Origin of the sequence: Tsukamurella pulmonis (assembly GCF_900103175.1) — a bacterium.
Taxonomy (GTDB): Bacteria; Actinomycetota; Actinomycetes; order Mycobacteriales; family Mycobacteriaceae; genus Tsukamurella; species Tsukamurella pulmonis.
In genome coordinates this window covers 2,024,029-2,044,555 of the sequence record NZ_FNLF01000002.1, presented here as the reverse complement: position 1 = coordinate 2,044,555, position 20,527 = coordinate 2,024,029, and the positions used below count along the sequence as shown (strand labels likewise).

Here is a 20,527-nt window from a genome sequence, read left to right as displayed (position 1 = left end):
TCGACCCCATTCGTATCAAGTGCCACACCCGTAACAGCTGAACCAGCGGCGGGTCGCCTACAGCGAACGCACCACCGAGCCGAGCAGTTCGATGTCGGCATCCGCTCCCTCGAAGGTGACGAGGGCCTCGTCGCGCCCGAACGCCCACATCGTGACCTCGCCGATCGCGCCGGTCACGGCCACCTCCGGCCCGCGGCCGGCCGCGACGACCGTGCCCTCCTCGGTGGTGAGACTGATCCGCAGCGGGGCGCCCCGCAGGGTCAGCTTGGCGATCCGGCCGACCACCGACCGCAGACCGTGCTGCACCCCGTCGTCGAGCTGCCGGGGCGTCCAGCCCGTCGCGGCCCGGCGGATGTCCTCGGCGTGCACGAAGTACTCCCCCAGGTTCGCCTGCTCGTCGACCAGGCGCAGCGGCGAGAAGCGGGGCGGACCGCTCGCCACCGTCTCCAGCAGGTCGACGAAGGGGCGCGCCGCGATCTCGGCCTGGACGCGCTCGGTGTATCCCGCCAGGGGGCGAACCAGAATGCCCGCCATCGCGTCGGGGCGGCCCTCGCGGAGAACGAGGTGCGCGAGCAGCTCCCGCACGGTCCATTCACCGCAGAGAGTGGGGGCATCGGGTCCGGCGGCGCGCGCCGCCTCGACGAGTGCGGCACGTTCGATCCGAGCTGGCTTCACAGGGCCACCCTAGTCGCGCGCGACGGTCCGCCGCAGCCGTCACGAACGCCCGGATCCGCGTACTGAAATCAATGTGAAGTGTTCTATACTTCACCTCATGACTGCGACCTCGCTGCCTACCTCCCGCCGTACGCGCTTCGCCTCGGCGGCCGCGCTCCTCACCGCCGTTGTCGCGGGATCCACGCTCGTCGCTCCCGCGGCGTCCGCCGCGCCGGCCGGCCCGAGCCTCGTGCTGACCAAGGCCGAGTTCCCCGCGGGGTCGAGCGACTACATGACGGGCAAGCCGGTCCCGACGCGACTGAAGGTCTCCACGAACCCGCCGCCGGTGTGCGCCACCGCCATCGACCGGGTCAACCGCGCCACCGACTCCGCGCAGGGCACCAGTGCCACCGCGCGCAACGGCTACTCGCTCATGCTCACCTCGGTGCTCACCCCGCAGCACGCCGGCGTGTGGCGCGCGGCGACCAAGGCCTGCGGCGGCCCCGTCGCCGAGCTCCCCGTCCCCGGTGACCTGGTGCGGTTCAACCCGGTCGTGCTGGCCTACCGCGACGACAAGCGCACCTACGCCGTCGAGGGCGTCGCCGACGTCGCCGGTCGCACCGTCGACGTGTACGTCAGCGGCCTCGGCGAGACCCCGGCCAACACCGCCCGCTTCTGGGACGTCTTCCGCGCACAGATCAAGAAGGTCGAGGCGGCGCGCTGATGCGGGCCCGTCACCTCGTCGCGGGCACGACGGTGGCGGTGCTCGCCGCCGTCGGCCTCCCCGGCGTCGCGCAGGCGGCTCCGGTCGTGCCGGCGCAGGCCGTCCTCGCCGCCCACGAGTTCCCTGCAGGCTCGACCGGGTACACGCAGAAGAGCAGCATCGAATCCGCGGCGTCAGTGCCGTCGGCGAAGACCCCGTGCACCACCGCCACGTACGAGGCGGAGAAGGCCACGGCCGGCGGGCGCTCCACGACGGCCACCGCACGCAGGGGCAGCACCGTGCTCGACGCGAGCGTGATCGACCGCGTCGTGATCGGCAAGGCGATCGAGATCGGACGAGCGTGCACCGACGACGGCCCGATGCCCGGCACTCGCCTGTCCGCCCCGGCGGACCTGGCGCGATACCGCACCGTCTTCAGCTCGAACGCGGGTGGTCGCGAACTCATCGGTTTCATCGGGGTGCGCGATAGCACCGTCCGCGTCGATGCGGTGAGCGTGCGCGACCGGGCGGACTTCGATGCCTTCTGGCAGACGGTTCGCGCACAGGTCGCCAAGGTGGAGCGGCAGCCGTGATCGCGCGCCGTATCGCCGCCGCGCTGGTCCCCGTCGCCGCGATGTCGCTGCTCGTCCCCGGCACCGCGCACGCGGCACCGGTGAACACCGCGCAGGCGGTCCTCGCCGCGCACGAGTTCCCCCTCGGCTCGACCGGGTACAAGGTGGAGACCGAGACCCTCGAGCCGCTCGACGAGCCTCAGGATGCCTCGCCCGCCGCCGGCCCGTGCGGCCGGTTCATCGATGCGATGTTCCAGCGCCTCAGCGGCGCGCGGGTGAGCGATGCCAGCGCCGTCCGCGGGGGCACCGAGATCAACGCGACCGTCCTGAGCCGGCCCATGGCGCGGTTCATGGCCGACGGATTCCCGACCTGCGAGGCGGCCCTCGATCCAAGGAGCCGCTCAACGGTCCTCGCCGTCCCCGCCGACCTGGCGCGCCTGAACCCGTTCCTCTTCCGCGATGCGGACGAGCTCCAGGGGTGGGTCGATGTCCGTGGCATCTCCGTCAACGTCATCGCCTCGGCGACCAAGGGCTCGGCCGTCGACACCGACGCGTTCTGGCAGACCCTGCGCGCGCAGGTCGCGAAGGTGGAGCGGCAGCCGTGATCGCGCGCCGGATCGCCGCCGCGGGCGCCCTCGCACTCGCTGCGACCGCGTCGGTTCCCGCGTTCGCGAGCGCCGCACCGGTGCAACCGACACGCGCCCTCCTCACCGCCGACGAGTTCCCCGCCGGCACGACCGACTACACGTTGGAGAACAGGTCTCCGTCCGCCGGATTGCCGTCGTCCTCGGAATCGCCGAAGTGTTCTGCGCAGCGCGAAGACCTCGATCAACGACTCCGAGGCATCACGTCTGCGAATGCCGTCGCTCTGCGACGCGCGAACGAGATCCTCGTCTACGTGCTCGATCGACCTGTCACGACCCAGATTGCAGACCTGGCCACCCACTGCGCGATACCCGGCATGGGTGTTGCCACACCGCGGGCGGTTCCGGGCGACCTCGCCCGGGTCCGCGCCCGCGTCGTGACGACATCGCCGGACACCATTCAGGGCTGGGCGGACGTCCGGGGAGCCACCGTCTCCGTGAACCTGTTCGGGATCGACGGTGCCGCCGCTGACCGCGAGGCGTTCTGGCAACTGTTCCGCGCGCAGATCGCGAAGGTGGAGCGGCAGCCGTGATCGCGCGCCGGATCGCCGCCGCGGGCGCCCTCGCACTCGCTGCGACCGCGTCGGTTCCCGCGCTCGCGAGCGCCGCACCGGTGCAACCGACACGCGCCCTCCTCACCGCCGCCGAATTCCCCAGCGGCAGCAGCCAGTACACCGTGATGCACCGACCCGCCCCCACGGCGCCCGCCGGAGCCGCGGGTACGTCGTGCGATGCGGCACGGGAGCGCCTGGGGGCGGCATCGGCGGGCGGCCGCTCGACAGAGGCGGTCGCCTATCGGGACCGGACCTACGCCTCGGTCGAGCTGACGGACAGGCCGCTGCTCGACCCCATCCGCGCCGTCATCACCGCGTGCACTGATTCGGAGCCCGGTGCACCGACGACGCTCGCCGTTCCCCGCGACGTGAGTCGGTACGGCGCGATCACCGCTTCCACCGAGGGCGGCACGACACTCGAGACGGTCGCCGAAGTCCGGGGGATCACGATCCAGGTTCTCGTCGACGCCTCCCCGGACGGCGCCGATCACGCCACGTTCTGGGAGCTCCTCCGCGCGCAGATCGCGAAGGTCGAGCGGCAGCCGTAGCGAGACCGCAGCACCATAGCGCTCCGTGAGGTCCGCGGAAGTCCGCTTCCGGTATCTGTTGCTCCACTAAACTCCGGGGAACCGAGAGCAGCGGTCACCAGAGGAGCGGATCATGAACGTTCGACAGTGGGCAGCAGGTTCGGCGGTCGCGACGGCCACCGTGGTATTCCTTCCCGCACTCGCCCAGGCGGCGCCGATAGCGCCGCAGCAGGCGGTGCTGGCGGCGCACGAATTCCCCCTCGGTAGCACCGAGTACAAGGTGGAACGCGAGACCCTGACCTCCCCGGAGGGGCTGCCGTCCGAGCCTGCGGCGCAGTCGCAGTGCGCCACGAAGCTCGACGCGTTGAGCAAGGCGCTCGACGGCGCCGCCATCGTGGAGGCGGAGGCCGTCCGCGGCACCACTGAGCTCGAATCGTCCGTCCTCGATCGCACGGTCACGACCGCCCGCTCGGACGCGTCCAAGGCGTGCATGCAGGAGGTCACCGGTGAGGACCGGCCGACGATCCTCGACGCTCCGCAGGACCTGGCCCGCCTGAACCCCTTCCTGTTCGCGATGGGTCGCAACACTCTGCAGGGCTGGGTCGATGTGCGCGGCGTGACGGTCATCGTCGAGGCCGAGGGCAAGGACGGTGGCGCCGTCGAGACCGAGGCGTTCTGGCAGACCCTGCGCGCCCAGGTCGCGAAGGTCGAGCGCCAGCCGTAGGGCCCGAGAAGGACGAAACGCCCTGCGCCGCAAGCATGCGACACAGGGCGTTCGACGTTCTACTACTCGCCGACCACCATCACGGTGGGCACGATCATGGGCCGGCGACGGTAGGCCTTGTCGACCCAGCGGCCCACGGCCCGGCGGACGCCCTGCGCGATGCGGTGCGCCTCCTTGACGCCCTCGGCGGCGAGATCGGCGAGCACGTCCTCGACGAGCTGCTCCGCCTCCTTGAGCGCGGTCGGGTCGTCGGAGAAGCCGCGCCCCGACACCTCGGGCTTGCTGACGGCGTTGCCCTCCTTGTCGATGGCGACGCTGATCGAGATGAAGCCGCCCTCGCCGAGGACCAGGCGATCGGAGAGCGTCGACTCGCCGACGTCGCCGACCGAGTTGCCGTCGACGTAGACGTGGCCGACGGGGACCTGCCCGACGATCTTGGCGACACCGTCGACCAGGTCGACCACGACGCCGTCCTCGGCGAGCATGATCCGATCCTTGGGGACGCCGGTCGCCTCGGCCAGCGCGGCGTTGGCGCGCAGGTGCCGCCACTCGCCGTGCACGGGCATCGCGTTGCGCGGGCGCACCGCGTTGTAGAGGTAGAGCAGCTCACCGGCGCTGGCATGGCCGGAGACGTGCACCTTCGCGCTCTGCTGCGTGATCACCTTCGCGCCCAGCTTCGACAGCCCGTTGACCACCGCGAAGACCGAGTTCTCGTTGCCCGGGATGAGCGAGCTGGCGAGGACGATCAGGTCGTCGGGCGAGATGGTGATGTTGCGGTGCTCGCCTCGGGCCATGCGCGAGAGCGCGGCGAGGGGCTCACCCTGCGATCCGGTGGAGATCAGCACGATCCGGTTGTCGGGCAGCGAGGCGGCGGTGTCGAGGTCTACCTCGACGCCCTCGGGCAGGTTCATGTACCCGAGCTCCTGCGCGAGCGCCATGTTCCGCACCATCGACCGGCCGACGAAGGTGATCCGCCGATTGTTCTTGACCGCCACCTCGGCGATCTGCTGGATGCGGTGCACGTGCGAGGCGAAGGACGCGACGATCACGCGGCCCTTGGCGCGGCCGATCACGTTGTCGAGCACGGGGCCGATCTCCCGCTCGGGGGTCACGAAGCCGGGGACCTCGGCGTTGGTCGAGTCCACGAGGAACAGGTCCACGCCGGCGTCGCCGAGCCGCGAGAAGCCCGCGAGGTCGGTGAGGCGGCCGTCGAGCGGCAGCTGGTCGAGCTTGATGTCGCCGGTGTGCAGCGCCACCTGGCCGCCCGCGTGGATCGCCACGGCGATCGCGTCGGGGATCGAGTGGTTGACGGCGAAGTACTCGCACTCGAACGGGCCGTGGCGGGTCGACTCGCCCTCGCGGACCTCGACGAGCTTCGGCCGCAGACGGTGCTCGTCGCACTTGGCCTTGATGAGGGCCAGGGTGAACTTGGCGCCGACGATCGGGATGTCGGGCCGCAGCCGCAGCAGGAACGGCACGGCGCCGATGTGGTCCTCGTGGCCGTGCGTGAGCACGATCGCCTCGACGTCCTTGATGCGGTTCTCGATGTACCGGAAGTCCGGGAGGATCAGGTCGACGCCGGGCTGCTGGTCCTCGGGGAAGAGCACGCCGCAGTCGACGATGAGCAGCTTGCCGTCGTACTCGAAGACGGTCATGTTGCGACCGATCTCCTTGATGCCGCCGAGCGCGACGATCCGCATGCCGCCCTTGCGCAGCTTGGGCGGGGCCCCGAGCCGTTCCACGGGGGCCGACGGTGCCTTCTGCCGGTCGTTGCCGCGACGGCCGCCGCCGCGACGTCCCCCGCCGCCCCGCGAGGCCGCCTTCTGCGGCTGCTGGCCCTCGGCCTTCGCCGCCGGCGCGTTCGCCGGGGCCTTGGCCGCCGGGGCCGCCTCCTCGACGACGACGCGCGCCGCCGAGGTCTCGATCACCGGCTTGGGCTCGGCAGGCGGTCCCGCCTGCCGGGTCGCCTTACGGCTCCGTCGGGCTCCACCTGCTGCACCGTCGGTCATTGTTTAGAGCACCCCCGCTTGGGTCAGTAGCGCTGCGAGCCGGTCGCGCTGTTCACCGGTGGGCGGCACCTGCGGGAGGCGCGGTACACCCATATCAAGGCCCTGCAGGGCCAGTGCCGCCTTCGAGAAGGTCACGCCGCCGAGGCCGGCCATGGCCTCGTAGACGGGCCCGAGGGAGGCGTTGATGTCCTTGGCGCGGGCGATGTCGCCCGCGAAGTAGGCATCGCGCATCGCGCGCAGCTGCGGCGTGACGACGTGCCCGATCACCGAGACGAAGCCGAGGGCGCCCACGGAGAGCCAGGGCAGGTTCAGCGGATCGTCGCCGGAGAGGAACTGCAGGTCGGTCTCGGCGATGAGCCGGGCACCGGCACCGAGGTCGCCCTTCGCGTCCTTCACGCCGATGATGTTCTTGTGCTCGGCCAGCTTCCGCAGCGTCGCGGTCTCGATCGGGACCACGGAGCGCGGCGGGATGTCGTAGAGCAGCACGGGCAGATCGGTGGCGTCGGCCACCGTCGTGAAGTGCGCCAGCAGGCCCGCCTGCGGGGGCCGCGAGTAGTACGGCGTGACCACGAGGAGGCCGTGCGCACCGGCCTCGGCGGCGTCGCGGGCGAAGACGGCGGATTCGTCGGTGTCGTAGGTGCCCACACCCGCGGTGATCTTCACGCGGTCGCCGACGGCCTCGAGGATCGCCTTGAGGAACTGGATCTTCTCCCACGGCTGCGTGGTGGGCGACTCACCGGTGGTGCCGGCGACGATCAGTCCGTCGCAGCCCTGGTCGGCGAGGTGCGACGCCAACTTCTGCCCGGCCTCGAGGTCCAGCGTGCCGTCCGCCTTGAACGGAGTCACCATCGCCACGGAGATCGCGCCGAACGGGGTGGTGGGCGTTGTGGTCGCCGGGGTCGCACTCATAAGCGCTAAGGCTACCCACCCGGGACCGGAAAGCTGCTATTGGCTAGCGCTTGCGCCGGTAGGTGAGGTGCCGGTACCGCAGGCCCGACGTGGACTCGCGCCACGCGGCGTCCTCCTCGAGGGCGAAGCCGTCCGGGATCGACGGTGCGCGCGTGTCGCCCGCGACGTCGGCATCGACCTCGGTGACCGCGAGCAGATCCGCGACCGGCAGTGCCGCCGCGTAGATCTCGCCACCGCCGATGACCCACACGTCACCCTCCGGGAGGGCGAGGTCGTGCTGCACCACGGCACCGTCGGCCCGCCAGGACGGATCCCGGGTGACGACGATGTTGGTGCGGCCCGGCAGGGGCCGGAACCGGGGCGGGAGTGAGTCCCACGTCCGGCGCCCCATCAGGACGGTGGCACCGGCGGTGCTCTCGCGGAAGAACTTCATGTCCTCGGGGATGTGCCACGGGATACCGCCGTCGGCGCCGATCACTCCCCCGCGGGCCTGCGCCCAGATGAGCCCGATCATCTACACCGCCACCGGGGCTTTGATCGCGGGATGGTGCCGGTAGTCGTGCACGGCGATGTCGCCGTACTCGTAGTCGAAGATGCTGGGGCGCTCGGCGAGTTCGAGCCGCGGGTACGGGTACGGCTCCCGGCTGAGCTGCTCGGTGACCTGCTCGACGTGGTTGTCGTAGATGTGGCAGTCGCCGCCGGTCCAGATGAAGTCGCCGGGCTCGAGGCCCACCTGCGCGGCGACCATGTGCGTGAGCAGCGCGTAGCTGGCGATGTTGAACGGGACGCCCAGGAACAGATCGGCGCTGCGCTGGTAGAGCTGGCAGCTGAGCCTGCCGTCGGCGACGTAGAACTGGAAGAAGGCGTGGCACGGAGGCAGCGCCATGTTCTCGATCTCGGCCACGTTCCACGCGGAGACGATGTTGCGCCGGCTCGACGGGTTGGTCCGCAGGGTCTCGATCGCCTTGCTGATCTGGTCGATGTGCTCACCGTTCGGAGTGGGCCAGCTGCGCCACTGCACGCCGTAGACGGGGCCGAGCTCGCCCTCCGGCGAGGCCCACTCGTCCCAGATGGTGACGCCGTTGTCCTGTAGCCACTTGACGTTGGAATCGCCGCGCAGGAACCACAGCAGCTCGTACGCGATGGACTTCATGTGCACCCGCTTGGTGGTGATCAGCGGGAAGCCCTGGGACAGGTCGTAGCGGAGCTGGCGACCGAAGACGCTACGCGTCCCGGTGCCGGTGCGATCCGGCCGGTGCGTGCCGTTCTCCATCACGTCGCGGAGCAGGTCTTCATAGGGCGTCGCGATCACAGGGCCAGTGTAGGCGCGGCCACTGACACGCCGCGGTCGCGCCGTCCGCTGCGGCGTCCGCCGCGGTCAGCCTGCCTGCTGAGCGGCGCGGGCGAGGCGCTGCTGGCCGATCTCGGCGAGGTTCTTCATCAGCTCCGCGTTGACCCACGCGACCTGGTGCGCGACGGTCAGGCCGGCATCCTCCGGCCACGGGTATGCGGACGGGGCGTCGAGTCCCTCCTCGGTGAGCCCGTCGAGCACCGTCAGCCATTCGTCGCGCAGCCCCGTCAGCCAGGCCACCGCACCGTCGGGCCCGGGCCACCGCACGGATTCGCGCTCCCGGACCGGGCGCCCCAGCAGGTGATCCATAGTGGTGCTCCACCACCAGCCGATGTGCCAGCTCAGCCAGGCCATCGTCGGGACGGGGATCGGCGTGGGCTCGGTGTCGGCCCAGTCGGCGATCCACTCGCCGTCGCCGCCGGGGCGCACGGTCCAGCACAGCGGACCGGGCTCCCACCGGAAGTCGTCCGGCGTCAGCTCGGCGAGGTGCACCTCGCCGAGTGCCCAGGTCAGGTCGAACTGCCAGCGCAGGAGGTCGAGCCGCGATTCAGCCACGCCTCGACCCTATCGGCGGCGCACGCTACGCCGCCTGGTCCGGCGCGGTGGAGCGGTGGCCGTGTCCCCTCGGCGTCCGGGCTTCGACGGTGTGCCGCCCTGACAGGTCGCCGACGACGGTGCTGTGCCAGCCGTCGGCTTCCTCGGCGTGGTTGCACGCCGCGCGCAGGCGCCGGGTCCGAGCACAACCGCTCATCCGCGGCGCGCCGATCCGCGATGTCCAGATGCGAGAGGCCCGCGATCACCGCCGGGATCGACTCCGTCGAACGCAATCGTTCCACCACTCCCGCATCAGGCGGCGGATCCTCCTCCACAGCAGTCTTTTCGTCGATGCCAGGACGCTACCGCGACCCACCGACAAGCTTTCAAGATCGCAAGCACGAATCGAACAGGGTTGGCGCTCAGCCCATCAGCTGCGCGGCGACGGTCGCGCCGAGGTTCCAGCACTCCTCGAGCTGATCCTTCGTCGGTCTGCCCGACACCACCACGTACGGGGTCACCTTCTCCCAGCCGAGCCCGGCGGTGATCGAGTCCACCGCCCGCTCGGCTCCTTCGCCACCCTCGTTCGCGTGCAGGTACAGGCCGAAGGGACGCCCCTGGGTGGCGTCGAGGCACGGGTAGTAGATCGTGTCGAAGGCGTGCTTGAGCGCGCCCGAGATGTACCCGAGGTTCGCGGGCGAGCCGAGCACGAAGCCGTCGGCCGCGAGGACGTCGGAAGCGGTCACGGCGAGCGCCGCGCGACGCACCACCTCGACGCCTTCGATCTCGGGGTCGCTCGCGCCCGCGATCACCGCCTCGAACATCTCCTGGCAGTGCGGGGACGGCGTGTGGTGGATCACGAGCAGCACGGCCATCAGCGCGCCTTCTTCTCCATCGAGACGGCCTTCGTCATCCAGTCGCGCGCACGGGACCGATCGCCGGCGTAGTCGTAGGCGCGCGCGAGCCGGTAGGCGTTCACCCAGGACTCCGGCTCCGCCTCGTACTCCGCCTTGACCTCGGCGAAGAGCTGATCGGCGGCGGCGCGCTGGACGCGCCCGGAGGGCATCTTCGGCAAGTCGGACACGTCGAGGTCGCGACCGAGGGCCTTGGCCGAGGCCGCAAGCCTCTGGTGCGCGTAGCCGTTGCGCAGCACGGACCACAGGATCCACAGGCCGACCACTCCGACGAGCACCATCCCGAACGCGAGGCCCAGGTTGGCGCCGCCGCCGCGGCGGGCGATCATCGACGCCCACACGCCGATCAACCCGATGTAGACGAGCATCGCGACGGCGAGGAACCCGATGACCAGCAGCTGGCCCAGGTTCCCACGGTCGCGGCGCTCCACGGGACTCACAGATCCATGAACGGCTCGATGCCCACCGTCAGGCCGGGGCGCGACGAGATGCCGCGCACACCGAGCAGCACGCCGGGGACGAAGGAACTGCGGTCGAGCGAGTCGTGCCGGATGGTCAGGGTCTCCCCCTGGGTGCCGAGCAGCACCTCCTGGTGGGCGACGAGGCCGGCGACGCGCACCGAGTGCACGCGCACGCCGTCGACCCGGGCACCGCGGGCGCGGTCGAACTCGGCGGACGTGGCGTCGGGCATCGGCCCGCGACCCGCCTCCTCACGCGCCTCAGCGATGAGCTCCGCGGTGCGGCTGGCGGTGCCGGACGGGGCGTCCGCCTTGTGCGGGTGATGCAGTTCGATGATCTCGACGGAGTCGAAGTACTTCGCGGCCTGCGCGGCGAAGCGCATCGTGAGCACGGCGCCGATGGCGAAGTTGGGGGCGATGAGGACACCCACCTCGGGCTTCTCGGCGAGCCAGCCGCGCACGGTGTCGAGCCGGTCGTCGGTGAATCCGGTGGTGCCGATGACGGCGTGAATCCCGTTGTCGATGAGGAACTTCAGGTTGTCCATCACCACGTCGGGATGGGTGAAGTCGATGACCACCTGCGTGTTCGAGTCGAGCAGACCGGTGAGCATGTCACCCGCGTCCACCGCCGCGCTCAGCGCCAGGTCGTCGGCCGCCTCCACGGCATCGACCATCGCGCGGCCAACCTTGCCACCGGATCCCAGGACACCCACGTTCAGCATGAGCCCGACGATACCCTTGCACCGTGACCGCCCGACCAGACGTTCCCGACGAGTGGATCGACCGCCTCGCGGGCATCCTCGAGGCCTTCCCCGAATGCGTCGCCGACCGGGCCTGGGTCGGCACGCGCTGGCGCGTCCGCGGGGCGACGGTGGCCCACGTGTTCGGCGGTGAGGACCAGCTGTTCCGGCTGATCTTCCGCGCCGAGCCCGGCGAGGTCCCGGCCTTCGAGAACCTGGGCGACCCCTACTTCCGCGTGAACTGGGGCGAGAGCACCGTCGGCATCATGGTCGATGACGGCACGGACTGGGACGAGGTCGCCGAGCTGCTCACCGACTCCTACTGCGTCCAGGCTCCGCAGGCGCTCGCGGCGCTCGTCGAGCGTCCGCCGGTCGACGGGTCCTAGGCTCACCGCATGGACGTCACCATCCGCACGTGGAACGAGGCGGCCGACGGTGCCGCCCGCTTCGACCGCGCCGTCCACGCCGGCGCGGAGGCGGTCGCGGACGCCCTCGCCACGTCGTCGGGCCTGGCCTGGGTCGACGTGCTGGACCCGACCGAGGCCGAGTTCGCCCCCTTCGCCGCGGCGCTGCACCTCGATCCGCTCGCGGTCGAGGACGCGCTCACGGTCCATGAACGCCCGAAGTCGCTGCGCTACGGCGAGGTGCTGTTCGTCACCGCGTACACCGTGACCGACGACGGCACCACCAACCGGCTCTCAGTGTTCTTGTTCGAGTGCGGCGTCCTGACGGTCCGGCTGGGCCCGGGTTTCGACGTGGACACCGTCGCGCGGAGCATCGCCGCCAACGCCGGCCTGCTCCGGTACGGCCCCCACGCCCTGGAGCTGATGCTGCTCGACGCCATCGTCGACGGCTACACCTCGCGCGTGACGGCGGTCGACGAGCGGCTCGACGACGTCGAGGCGATCCTCTTCGACGACCGCGCCAGCGACCGCGTCTCGCAGATGACCTTCGCACTGCACAAGGACGTCAGCGAGCTGCGCCGGATCGTGCTCCCGATGCGCGACGTGGTCGGTTCCCTGCTGCGCCGGGTCTCCGCCACACCGGAGGAGCACCAACTGCTCCCCTACGCCGAGGACGTCTACGACCACACCATGCGGGCGGCGGACTGGACGGACGGACTGCGCGACGGCGTCGAGTCGGTCCGCTCGACCAACCTCGCGCTGGTCGACAACCGGCTCAACACCGTGATGAAGAAGCTCACCAGCTGGGCCGCGATCATCGCCGTCCCCACGGCGATCACCGGCTACTTCGGGCAGAACGTGCCGTACCCGGGGTTCGCCGAGGAGTGGGGCTTCTGGCTGAGCCTGGTGACGATGGTGCTCCTGGCCGGCGGGCTGTTCATCCTGTTCAAACGACGCGGCTGGATCTGATCCGGATCGCTCACCGGGCGGGCCGGGTCGCGCCCGCCTAGGCTCGGTCCATGACCGGTTCACCCGTTTCCCGCGGATCGCTGCACCCGCTCGCCCTGGTGGTGTCGCTGATCGCCGTCGCGGTGGTGGCGTTCCTCGGCGGGCTCGCCTCCGCCGACGCCGCGGACGAGTACGGCGCGCTGGCCCAGCCCACGTGGGCGCCGCCGAGCTGGCTCTTCGGACCGGCGTGGGGCGTGCTGTACCTGCTCATGGCGATCGCCGCGTGGCTGGTGTGGCGTGTGCAGCCATCGTTCGGCGGCCGGGCGATCCAGCTGTACACGGTGCAACTGCTGGTGAACCTGTCGTGGTCGCCACTGTTCTTCGGGCTGGAGCTGCGCGGCATCGCGTTCGGCGTGATCGTCCTGCTCGACGTCCTGGTGGTCGCCACGATCGCCGCGTTTTGGGCCGTGCGGCGCTCAGCCGCGCTGCTGCTGCTCCCCTACCTCGGCTGGATCCTGTTCGCCAGCGCGCTCAACTACTCGGTCTGGATCCTCAACGCCTGACGCGTGACCGCGCGGCCACCAGTTCGCGGTACCCGCGATCCGCATGAAAGCGGGCAGCAGCACCAGCCGCACCAGGGTGGCGTCGAGGAGCACCGCGATCGCGAGGCCGACGCCCAGCATCCGCATGAACGAGACCTCGGAGAAGCCGATCGCGGCGAAGACGACCGCCATCAGCAGCGCCGCGGCGGTGACCACCCGTGCGGTGCTCGCGATCCCCCGCGCGACGGCCTCGTCGTTCGCGGCCCGGTCGGCGCCCGGCAGCTTCCGCCACTCCTCCCGGATGCGTGAGAGCAGGAACACCTCGTAGTCCATCGACAGGCCGAAGGCGATGCAGAACATCAGCACCGGCATGTCCGCGATGAGATGTCCCGTCACCGTCGTCCCGAGCCCGCCCAGGTGGCCCTCCTGGAAGATCCACACCATGGCACCGAACGTGGCTGAGAGCGAGAGCACATTGAGCACCAACGCCTTCAGCGGCAGCAGCACACTGCCCGTGAGCAGGAACAGGAGCAGGAAGGTGGTGACCGCGATCGCGAGCAGGACGCGCGGCACCGCACCGAGGATCGAATCCACCGCGTCCCGATCCGCCTGCGCCGCACCGGCGAACAGCGTCGGCGCTGGGGCGGGCACCGCGCGCAGCGCGTCGAGCTGCTCGCGCCCCGCGTCCGAGCGGGGGTCGTACTCCCCCGCGACCGTCATCAGCCGGGCGAAACCGGCTCGCGCGGCAGGGTCCCCGTCGGTGACGCGCTCGCCGCGCAGCCACGTCCCGTCGGGGCCGGTGACGGGACCGGTCCCCGTCACCCGGGACAGTTCCCGGGCGTAGTCCTCGGTGCCCGACGGTGCGCCCTCCGGCAGCAGGATCAGGACGTCGGACGCCGGATTGGGGTGGAAACCGGTCCGCAGCTCGTCGCCCACCCGGTGCGCCGACGCGGTGGTCGGCAGTGCCCGGTCGTCCGGATACCCGAGCTTGGCGCCCAGGAACGGCGCACCGAGCGCCACGAGCAGTGCCACGACCGCGATCCCGAGCGGAACCGCCCGGCGCTGCACCGCCCGCACCGCCCGGTACCAGCGGGATTCGTCCGACGGGCGGGGGCCCCGACCCACCCGCAGGCGGTCGATGCGGTCGCCGAGGAGCGCGAGGATCGCGGGCGTCACGACGAGGGTCGCCACCGCGGTGAAGGCCACGACGACCAGGCCGGCGTAGGCGAACGAGCGCAGGAAGTACATCGGGAAGAGCACCATCGCGGCGAGGCTCAGGCCGACGGTGACCGCGGAGAACAGCACGGTGCGCCCGGCGGTCGACATCGCGACCACGAGCGCCTCGTCGCGGCCCCGCGCCGGCACCTCCTCGCGGTAGCGACTGACCACGAGCAGTGTGTAGTCGATGGCCAGGGCGAGGCTCATCGCCGTGATCAGGTTGAGGGCGAAGACGGAGACGTCGGTCGCCTCCGCGACCAGTCGCAGCAGGCCCGAGGTCGCGATGATCGCGGCGATGCCCACCACGACGGGGACCGCGGCGGCGACCACCCCGCCGAACGCCCACACCAGCACGAGGAAGGTGAGGGGCAGCGCGATCAGTTCGGCGCGCAGCAGGTCCTTCCCCGACTGCTCGTTGATCTGCAGGTAGGTGATGGCCTCGCCGCCTGCCTCGATCCGCACGCCGTCGGGTGGGCGCGGCAGGGCGCCGACGAGTTCGCCCGCATTGTCGGGCGCCTTCCCGCTCCCGCCGGTCACGGTCGCCACCACCAGTCCGGTGCGGCCGTCCGCGGAGGTCAGGCGGGGTGCGGCGGCGGGGTCCGTCCAGCCGGACACCGCGGATTGGACCGTCGGGGCGGCGCGGAGGGATTCGGTGATCGCACGCCCGTAGTCCGCCGCGGCGGTCGCGGCGTCGGGGCGCTCGGCGCGGACCGTCAGGACGAGGGACGAGCCGCCGCGCCCGAAGTCGTTCTCCAGCACCGTCTGCGCCCGAGCGGACTCGGCGTTCGGGTCGGTGCTGCCCCCGCTCTTGAGAGCGCTCCCCACGCCGGTACCCAGCACGCCCAGCGCGATGAGCACGAGCAGCGCAGCGGCGAGAACGGTGCGCGGCCGCGCCGCGACGGCGCGGGTCAGGCGGGCGATCACAGCGCCGCGAGGAAGGAGCGGACCTCGTCCATGGTGCCCACGCTCCGCATCCGCTCGGCGTCGAACAGCACGAGGAAGTCAGCCATCTCGAAGTCGGGGTCGTAGGACGGCGGACCGCAGACGAGGCCGCCGTACCGCACGGCGACACGGATCGTCGGAGCCACGAGGTCCTCGTCGGCCCCTTCCGGGCGCGGGAGCCGCTCGATCGGGACCCCGTCGACCGAGACCGGGCGGATCGGCTCGACGCGCACGTCGCCGCTCGCCAGTGCGTCCTGGTCCGCGAGGAAGCCGAGCGCGGCGCTCACCAGCGCAGCGCGGGGGTGCACTCCGTCCTCCATCCGGACCGACATGCAGCCCATCGCGTACTGGAAACCGGAGCGTTCGTAGAACAACAGCAGCGCGATGCGCAGCAGCATCGAGACCACACCTCCGCGGTGCGCCGCGTCGATCGTGGCGCGGCCCCATTCGGCGACCTCGTCGGACATCGCCTCGAACGCAGGGCTGAGACGGAACATGCTGGTGGTGAACACTTCCCGTTCGCCGCGCGGCGCCGGCAGGATGATCCGATAGCAGCCGACGATGTCGTCGGTGGGGTCGTGGCGCACCAGTAGATGGGCGCTGTAGTCGTCGAACCGGTCCACGTCGATCGGCCGGCCGAGGCGCTCGCTGAACACGGCGCCCGGCAGCGGGGCACCCATCTCGGTGGAGAAGGCGGCGTAGCGCAACGCCTGTGCCCGTTCGATGTCGAGGGGATCCTCCGCCACGAACACGGTGAACGGGGTCCGCTCGGTGGCCGCGAACAACACGGTGCCCACCGGAACGCGTGCGGTCATGGCGTCTCCTCCTGCTCCAGTGCGCGGGCGATCTCGCCCGCGCGGACGGCCACGTTGGACAGCAACGTGGTCCCGAGCCCGTGGCCGGGCAGATCGGCCCCCTGGACGTACAGGCCGGGGATCTCCCGTCCGTCGATCACGGCGCGGTGCGAGCGCGCCACGTGCACCGTGGCGCCGGCCGGCGCCACACCCGCCAGGCCCGTCAGCGCGCCCGGCTCGAATCCCGTCGCGCACACCACGGCGTCGAAGGCCTCGGTCCACTGCTCGCCGGTGGTGGACCGCCGTACGGTCACTTCGACGCGGCCGTCCGGCAGCGACCGCGCGGCGACGACCTCGCTCGTGCGGTGCACGCCCAGGCGGCGCGGCCCGGTCACCGATTCGCGGTACCACCGGTCGTAGAGATCGCGGGTCAGGGCGTGCTCGACCGCGGCGTAGTTGGTGTTGCCGTGCCGTTCGAGCAGCATCGCGCGCACGTCGGGCGAGGCCGCGTTGAACTCGTCGACGACGTCCGGGTCGAAGACCTGGTTGACGAACGGGCTCTCGTCGACGTCCGCGAGGCCGAACCCACGGAACACCAGGTCCACGCGGGCGCCCTTGTCGTGCAGGTGAAGCGCGACCTCCGCCGCCGACTGTCCACCACCGACCACGAGGAACGACGCCGCAGCGCCCGCCTGCGTCGTGCGCGCGAGGGCTTCGAGCCGCGGCAGTACCTCGATGTTGTGGAACACGCGGGCCGGATCGAGTCCTCCGGTCCACGCCGGCAGGACCGGCCGCAGGCCGCGGGCCACCACGACGGACCGCGCGCGGGTGGTCCGTTCCGCACCGCCGGGGCCGCGGTGGGTCACGGCGAACCGGGCGCCGTCGCCGTCGGTCGACACCGCGATCGCCTCGCGGCCGTAGTCGACGCTGTCGGCGAAAGGCGCAGCCGCCCAAGCGAGGTAGTCGGCGAACTCCGCCCGCTCCGGGGTGAGCACGGCCCTGTTGACGAAGTCGACCAGCCTGCCGCGCGCGCCGAGATAGGCGACGAAGGAGTACGGGCTGCTCTGGTTACGGAGCGTGACCAAGTCTTTGAGGAAGCTGATCTGCATCGACGCACCCGGCAGCAGCATGCCGGGGTGCCAGGCGAAGGACTCGCGACGCTCCAGGAACCGCATGGACCGGCCGGGCCGTGGTGATTCGCCGAGTGCGATCGCCAGAGCGAGATTGGCGGGACCGAAGCCGATCCCGAGCACGTCGACGACTCCCCCGTCGCCCTCCGGTTCCGTCGGCCGCATCACGCCCTTTCCCACTGGTCGGGGCGGGTGCCGCGCATCCGCCTGAACGGATCGTACTACCGAGAAAATGTCGTACGGCGTACTTGATCCCGGCGCTCACGTGGACCGCGCGGCGGGACCTTCAGTACCTGCGGATGCATGCCTCTACCTGGTTGAACGCGGAGGCTCCATAGGTAAACGCGGGTTGTGCAGGTGAGCGACCAGACCGGTCCATCCGGTCTGGTGCGTGGCACCGAGCCCCTCCCCCGTGTCACCGTCGAAGTACTCGTAGAAGGTGGGGTGCTGCGCCCACAACGGGTTGTCACTGCCCTCGATCCGGCCGGCGTCGGCCGGTCGGCGGGTGCCGCCGCCGTCGGCCCGCGCGACGGGACGGAACAGGCCGACGAGCCCCTCGTCGATGACGTCGGCCGCCTCCTCCAGAGTGCAGATGTTGTCGGAGCCCGTGGGGATCGCGATGGTGAAGTCGTCGCCGAAGTGCCGCCCGTACGTGCGCAGTTTGTCGGCGAGCAGCACGTTCACCGGGAACCACACGGGGCCGCGCCAATTGGAGTTGCCTCCGAACATGGCGGTCGTGGACTCGCCCGGCTCGTACTGTATCGAGACGGTGTTCCCGTCCACGTCCTCGGTGACCTGTTGCTCCGCCTTCGACAGCGAGCGGATCCCGTAGGGCGCGAGGAACTCCGCCGGATCGAACATGCGCTCCAGGACTCGCCGCAGGCGATCGGGGCTGACCAGCGAGAGCAGCATCCGGCCGTCGTCCGAGCCGTCGCCGGAGGCGTTCGAGAGCACCGGTTCGACGAGCTCCGGCCGCCGCGAGCGCAACCAGTTCAGGCGGGCCGTCACGTCGGGGCACTCCTGGGCCACCCACGCCGGGACATCGGTGGTGCCCAGGACCGGAAGCAGTCCCACCATGGAACGCACGCGCATCGGCAGCGCGCTGCCGTCGGGCCGTACCAGCACGTCGTAGAAGAAGCCGTCCTCCTCGTCCCACAGCGACAGGCTGTGCGAGCCGAAGTCGTAGGTGGCCTTGGAGATCTGCAGGAAGTGCTCGAGGAACTTGGTCGCGCAGTCCTGCCACACCGGGTCGTGCCGGCTCAGCTCGATGGCGATCTTGAACATCTGCTGGCAGTAGAAGGCCATCCAACTGGTGGCGTCGGACTGCTCGAGCCGGTAGCCGGGCGGCAGGGGCGCCGAGCGGTTGAAGAAGCCGATGTTGTCCATCCCGAGGAAGCCGCCCTCGAAGACCCCGGCGTCGTCGGAGCCCTTGCGGTTGACCCACCACGAGAAGTTGAGCAGGAGCTTGGTGAAGACGCGGATCAGGAAGTCCTGGTCGCGCCAGCCGTCGATGCGGTACACGTGCCAGGCGGCCCATGCGTGCACGGGCGGGTTGACATCGCCGAACTCCCACTCGTAGGCGGGCAGTTGGCCGTTCGGGTGCATCGCCCACTCGCGGCACATGAGGACGAGCTGTTCCTTGGCGAATTCCGGGTCGACGTGCGCCAGTGGGATGCAGTGGAAGGCGAGATCCCAGGCGGCGAACCAGGGATACTCCCATTCGTCGGGCATGGAGATCACGTCCGCGAGGGAGAAGTGCTTCCAGGTGGTGTTGCGGCGCCCCTGGTCGGCCCGCTCCCGCGGCGACGGGTCCACCGCGGGATCGCCCTCCAGCCAGGACTCGACGTCGTAGCGGTAGAGCTGCTTGTTCCACAGCATGCCCGCGTAGGCGCGCCTCGCGACGGCACGGTCCTCACCCTGCACGTCCTCGTGGATGACGGTGGCGTAGAACTCGTCCGCCTCCTCGCGACGATCCGCCAGGACCGCCGCGAACCCGGGCCCGAAGGTGTCGAGCGACGGGGCGGTGCGCGCCAATCGCAGCCGCACCGTCACGCTCTCCCCCGCAGGGACCGAGGGGAATCGGTACCAGAGCGCGACCTTCGTGCCGCGCTCCTGCGGGTTCACCGCGCTCTCGTCGCCGCGGACCACGCGCTCGTTGATCGAGTCCTTGGGGTACGGCGAGGCGTTGGACTCGGCACCGAAGAGCTCCACGGCATCGGTCTCGTTGTCGCAGAACAGGAGCCGCGGAGCACCCTCCGCGGCGAGGTGGTACTCGCCGAGCCACTGGTGCGTCACCCGCACGGCTTCGAGGCCACCGGCCTGCGGCGAGTCCACCCGCGCGATCTCCCCGCGCCGGTCGTCGTGGCCCCATGCCCAGGTGTTGCGCAGCCACAGTTGCGGCAGCAGGTCGAGCGGCGCCGCCGACGGGCCGTGGTTGACCGCCTCGATCTCCATACAGACGTCGTCGGGGGCCGCCTTGGCGTAGCGGACGTGCACGTCGAAGAACCGGTTGTCGGCGAGCACGCCGGTGTCGGCGAGCTCGTATTCGCGCTGCGTGCGATCGCGCGCGGCGTTGCCGTCACGGAGTTGCTGGTACGGGAACTCGGCCTGCGGATACCGGTACATCCAGTGCATCCAGCTGTGGGTGGGAGTCCCGTCGACGGGCCACCAGTACTCCTTGACGTCCTCGCCGTGGTTGCCCTGTGCGTTGGTCAGGCCGAAGAGCCGCTCCTTGAGGATCGGATCGTTGTGGTTCCACAGCGCGACGGCCAGATTGAGGAATCCGTAGCGGTCACAGATGCCGCCCAGACCGTCCTCGCCCCACCGGTAGGCCCGGCGGTGCGCCTGCTCGAAGCCGAAGCTCTCCCAGGCGTCGCCGCTGCTGCTGTAGTCCTCGCGGACGGTGCCCCACTGGCGGCCTGCCAGGTACGGGCCCCACAGGCGCCACGGCCCGTCCGGGCCAGGGCTCTCCGCGAGGCGGCGGTGTTCGGCGGTCGTCTCGGTGTGCACCCGAGAATCCTCCTACACGGATGTGCCGCCCCGCGTGAACAGTGCCCGAACTCAGTGCGTGGAGCCGTGGTCCTGCGTGAGCAGCCGCAGCTTGGTGAGCTCGTCGAGCAGCCCGATCGTGGCGTGCGCCGATGCGATGGCCGCCCACGCCGCGGGATCCTCCTTCGCCCCCTCCTCGGCCTTCTTGACCGCCGCCATCGCCTCGCCGTAGTGGCTCGCCATCTCGTCCTCCGCTCATCCGCGGGCG

General features: G+C 70.8%; 23 protein-coding genes. 9 read left to right on the top strand and 14 right to left on the bottom strand.

Annotation, left to right across the window (positions count from 1 at the left end; all coding sequences use genetic code 11):
- Positions 1-57: 57 nt before the first annotated feature.
- Positions 58-675 carry a TIGR03085 family metal-binding protein gene (locus tag BLQ62_RS10050; RefSeq protein ID WP_068565636.1) on the bottom strand — a complete coding sequence of 206 codons (618 nt, stop codon included), beginning with the start codon at positions 673-675 and terminating at the stop codon, positions 58-60.
- Between the two features lie 97 nt (positions 676-772).
- Here BLQ62_RS10050 and BLQ62_RS10045 point away from each other — a divergent pair, with 97 nt between their 5' ends.
- From BLQ62_RS10045 to BLQ62_RS10020, 6 genes are all read left to right on the top strand, one after another.
- Entirely contained in the window at positions 773-1,378 is a 606-nt protein-coding gene (locus BLQ62_RS10045; RefSeq protein WP_068535364.1) for a hypothetical protein, read from the top strand.
- Positions 1,378-1,950: a hypothetical protein gene (locus tag BLQ62_RS10040; RefSeq protein ID WP_068535365.1), complete on the top strand. Its 573-nt coding sequence runs from the start codon at positions 1,378-1,380 to the stop codon at positions 1,948-1,950. Before BLQ62_RS10045 ends, BLQ62_RS10040 begins: the two co-directional genes overlap by 1 nt.
- Positions 1,947-2,534, top strand: coding sequence for a hypothetical protein (locus BLQ62_RS10035; protein ID WP_068565638.1), 588 nt, complete (start codon positions 1,947-1,949; stop codon positions 2,532-2,534). Before BLQ62_RS10040 ends, BLQ62_RS10035 begins: the two co-directional genes overlap by 4 nt.
- A complete protein-coding gene (locus BLQ62_RS10030; RefSeq protein WP_068565639.1) occupies positions 2,531-3,106 on the top strand; it encodes a hypothetical protein in 576 nt (191 codons plus the stop codon). The genes BLQ62_RS10035 and BLQ62_RS10030 overlap by 4 nt, the downstream gene beginning before the upstream one ends.
- Complete coding sequence (locus BLQ62_RS10025; protein ID WP_068565640.1) at positions 3,103-3,675, top strand: hypothetical protein; 573 nt, start codon at positions 3,103-3,105, stop codon at positions 3,673-3,675. The genes BLQ62_RS10030 and BLQ62_RS10025 overlap by 4 nt, the downstream gene beginning before the upstream one ends.
- A gap of 112 nt (positions 3,676-3,787) precedes the next feature.
- A complete protein-coding gene (locus BLQ62_RS10020; RefSeq protein ID WP_133298676.1) occupies positions 3,788-4,378 on the top strand; it encodes a hypothetical protein in 591 nt (196 codons plus the stop codon).
- Positions 4,379-4,440: 62 nt separating this feature from the next.
- Here the strand turns inward: BLQ62_RS10020 and BLQ62_RS10015 are convergent, their stop codons facing one another.
- From BLQ62_RS10015 to dapB, 8 genes are all read right to left on the bottom strand, one after another.
- On the bottom strand, positions 4,441-6,387 hold the full coding sequence (locus tag BLQ62_RS10015; RefSeq protein ID WP_068565642.1) for a ribonuclease J: 1,947 nt from the start codon (positions 6,385-6,387) through the stop codon (positions 4,441-4,443).
- Positions 6,388-6,390: 3 nt separating this feature from the next.
- Positions 6,391-7,296 (bottom strand): 4-hydroxy-tetrahydrodipicolinate synthase, encoded by a 906-nt coding sequence (gene dapA / locus BLQ62_RS10010; protein WP_068565643.1) that lies wholly within the window; start codon positions 7,294-7,296, stop codon positions 6,391-6,393.
- 43 nt (positions 7,297-7,339) lie between these two features.
- The gene (locus BLQ62_RS10005; RefSeq protein ID WP_068565645.1) at positions 7,340-7,810 is read right to left on the bottom strand and encodes a dihydrofolate reductase; all 471 of its coding nucleotides are present in this window, start codon (positions 7,808-7,810) and stop codon (positions 7,340-7,342) included.
- Positions 7,811-8,608, bottom strand: coding sequence for a thymidylate synthase (locus BLQ62_RS10000; protein WP_082756475.1), 798 nt, complete (start codon positions 8,606-8,608; stop codon positions 7,811-7,813).
- Positions 8,609-8,674: 66 nt separating this feature from the next.
- Positions 8,675-9,202 (bottom strand): DinB family protein, encoded by a 528-nt coding sequence (locus tag BLQ62_RS09995; protein ID WP_068565647.1) that lies wholly within the window; start codon positions 9,200-9,202, stop codon positions 8,675-8,677.
- A gap of 401 nt (positions 9,203-9,603) precedes the next feature.
- Positions 9,604-10,056, bottom strand: a complete 453-nt coding sequence (locus BLQ62_RS09990; RefSeq protein WP_068535384.1) for a flavodoxin family protein — start codon at positions 10,054-10,056, stop codon at positions 9,604-9,606.
- Complete coding sequence (locus BLQ62_RS09985; protein ID WP_331711106.1) at positions 10,056-10,535, bottom strand: hypothetical protein; 480 nt, start codon at positions 10,533-10,535, stop codon at positions 10,056-10,058. Before BLQ62_RS09985 ends, BLQ62_RS09990 begins: the two co-directional genes overlap by 1 nt.
- Positions 10,532-11,275, bottom strand: coding sequence for a 4-hydroxy-tetrahydrodipicolinate reductase (dapB, locus tag BLQ62_RS09980; protein WP_068535386.1), 744 nt, complete (start codon positions 11,273-11,275; stop codon positions 10,532-10,534). Before dapB ends, BLQ62_RS09985 begins: the two co-directional genes overlap by 4 nt.
- A gap of 23 nt (positions 11,276-11,298) precedes the next feature.
- Between dapB and BLQ62_RS09975 the strand changes: the two genes are divergently transcribed.
- The 3 genes from BLQ62_RS09975 to BLQ62_RS09965 are packed head-to-tail and all read left to right on the top strand — an operon-like array spanning position 11,299 to position 13,208.
- Positions 11,299-11,679 (top strand): MmcQ/YjbR family DNA-binding protein, encoded by a 381-nt coding sequence (locus BLQ62_RS09975; RefSeq protein ID WP_068535388.1) that lies wholly within the window; start codon positions 11,299-11,301, stop codon positions 11,677-11,679.
- Positions 11,680-11,688: 9 nt separating this feature from the next.
- A complete protein-coding gene (locus BLQ62_RS09970; RefSeq protein ID WP_068565649.1) occupies positions 11,689-12,666 on the top strand; it encodes a magnesium transporter CorA family protein in 978 nt (325 codons plus the stop codon).
- 50 nt (positions 12,667-12,716) lie between these two features.
- The gene (locus tag BLQ62_RS09965; RefSeq protein ID WP_068565651.1) at positions 12,717-13,208 is read left to right on the top strand and encodes a TspO/MBR family protein; all 492 of its coding nucleotides are present in this window, start codon (positions 12,717-12,719) and stop codon (positions 13,206-13,208) included.
- Here the strand turns inward: BLQ62_RS09965 and BLQ62_RS09960 are convergent.
- The 5 genes from BLQ62_RS09960 to BLQ62_RS23815 all read right to left on the bottom strand — a co-directional run bounded on the left by BLQ62_RS09960 (position 13,122) and on the right by BLQ62_RS23815 (position 20,502).
- On the bottom strand, positions 13,122-15,329 hold the full coding sequence (locus BLQ62_RS09960; protein WP_068565653.1) for an MMPL family transporter: 2,208 nt from the start codon (positions 15,327-15,329) through the stop codon (positions 13,122-13,124). The genes BLQ62_RS09965 and BLQ62_RS09960 overlap by 87 nt on opposite strands.
- Positions 15,326-16,162, bottom strand: coding sequence for a GNAT family N-acetyltransferase (locus BLQ62_RS09955; RefSeq protein ID WP_068565655.1), 837 nt, complete (start codon positions 16,160-16,162; stop codon positions 15,326-15,328). The genes BLQ62_RS09960 and BLQ62_RS09955 overlap by 4 nt, the downstream gene beginning before the upstream one ends.
- Positions 16,159-17,436 (bottom strand): lysine N(6)-hydroxylase/L-ornithine N(5)-oxygenase family protein, encoded by a 1,278-nt coding sequence (locus tag BLQ62_RS09950; RefSeq protein WP_068566296.1) that lies wholly within the window; start codon positions 17,434-17,436, stop codon positions 16,159-16,161. Before BLQ62_RS09950 ends, BLQ62_RS09955 begins: the two co-directional genes overlap by 4 nt.
- A gap of 144 nt (positions 17,437-17,580) precedes the next feature.
- Entirely contained in the window at positions 17,581-20,280 is a 2,700-nt protein-coding gene (locus BLQ62_RS09945) for an MGH1-like glycoside hydrolase domain-containing protein (RefSeq protein WP_068565657.1), read from the bottom strand.
- 51 nt (positions 20,281-20,331) lie between these two features.
- Positions 20,332-20,502: a hypothetical protein gene (locus BLQ62_RS23815; RefSeq protein WP_156483184.1), complete on the bottom strand. Its 171-nt coding sequence runs from the start codon at positions 20,500-20,502 to the stop codon at positions 20,332-20,334.
- Positions 20,503-20,527: the final 25 nt, after the last annotated feature.

Bases quoted from the DNA above. Each gene is read 5' to 3' on its own strand.
- BLQ62_RS09950 (WP_068566296.1), bottom strand. From the start codon at position 17,436: ATGCGGCCGACGGAACCGGAGGGCGACGGGGGAGTCGTCGACGTGCTC.
- BLQ62_RS09990 (WP_068535384.1), bottom strand. From the start codon at position 10,056: ATGGCCGTGCTGCTCGTGATCCACCACACGCCGTCCCCGCACTGCCAG.
- BLQ62_RS09965 (WP_068565651.1), top strand. From the start codon at position 12,717: ATGACCGGTTCACCCGTTTCCCGCGGATCGCTGCACCCGCTCGCCCTG.
- BLQ62_RS09955 (WP_068565655.1), bottom strand. From the start codon at position 16,162: ATGACCGCACGCGTTCCGGTGGGCACCGTGTTGTTCGCGGCCACCGAG.
- dapA (WP_068565643.1), bottom strand. From the start codon at position 7,296: ATGAGTGCGACCCCGGCGACCACAACGCCCACCACCCCGTTCGGCGCG.
- dapB (WP_068535386.1), bottom strand. From the start codon at position 11,275: ATGCTGAACGTGGGTGTCCTGGGATCCGGTGGCAAGGTTGGCCGCGCG.
- BLQ62_RS10040 (WP_068535365.1), top strand. From the start codon at position 1,378: ATGCGGGCCCGTCACCTCGTCGCGGGCACGACGGTGGCGGTGCTCGCC.
- BLQ62_RS10020 (WP_133298676.1), top strand. From the start codon at position 3,788: ATGAACGTTCGACAGTGGGCAGCAGGTTCGGCGGTCGCGACGGCCACC.
- BLQ62_RS23815 (WP_156483184.1), bottom strand. From the start codon at position 20,502: ATGGCGAGCCACTACGGCGAGGCGATGGCGGCGGTCAAGAAGGCCGAG.
- BLQ62_RS10045 (WP_068535364.1), top strand. From the start codon at position 773: ATGACTGCGACCTCGCTGCCTACCTCCCGCCGTACGCGCTTCGCCTCG.
- BLQ62_RS10005 (WP_068565645.1), bottom strand. From the start codon at position 7,810: ATGATCGGGCTCATCTGGGCGCAGGCCCGCGGGGGAGTGATCGGCGCC.
- BLQ62_RS09970 (WP_068565649.1), top strand. From the start codon at position 11,689: ATGGACGTCACCATCCGCACGTGGAACGAGGCGGCCGACGGTGCCGCC.
- BLQ62_RS10015 (WP_068565642.1), bottom strand. From the start codon at position 6,387: ATGACCGACGGTGCAGCAGGTGGAGCCCGACGGAGCCGTAAGGCGACC.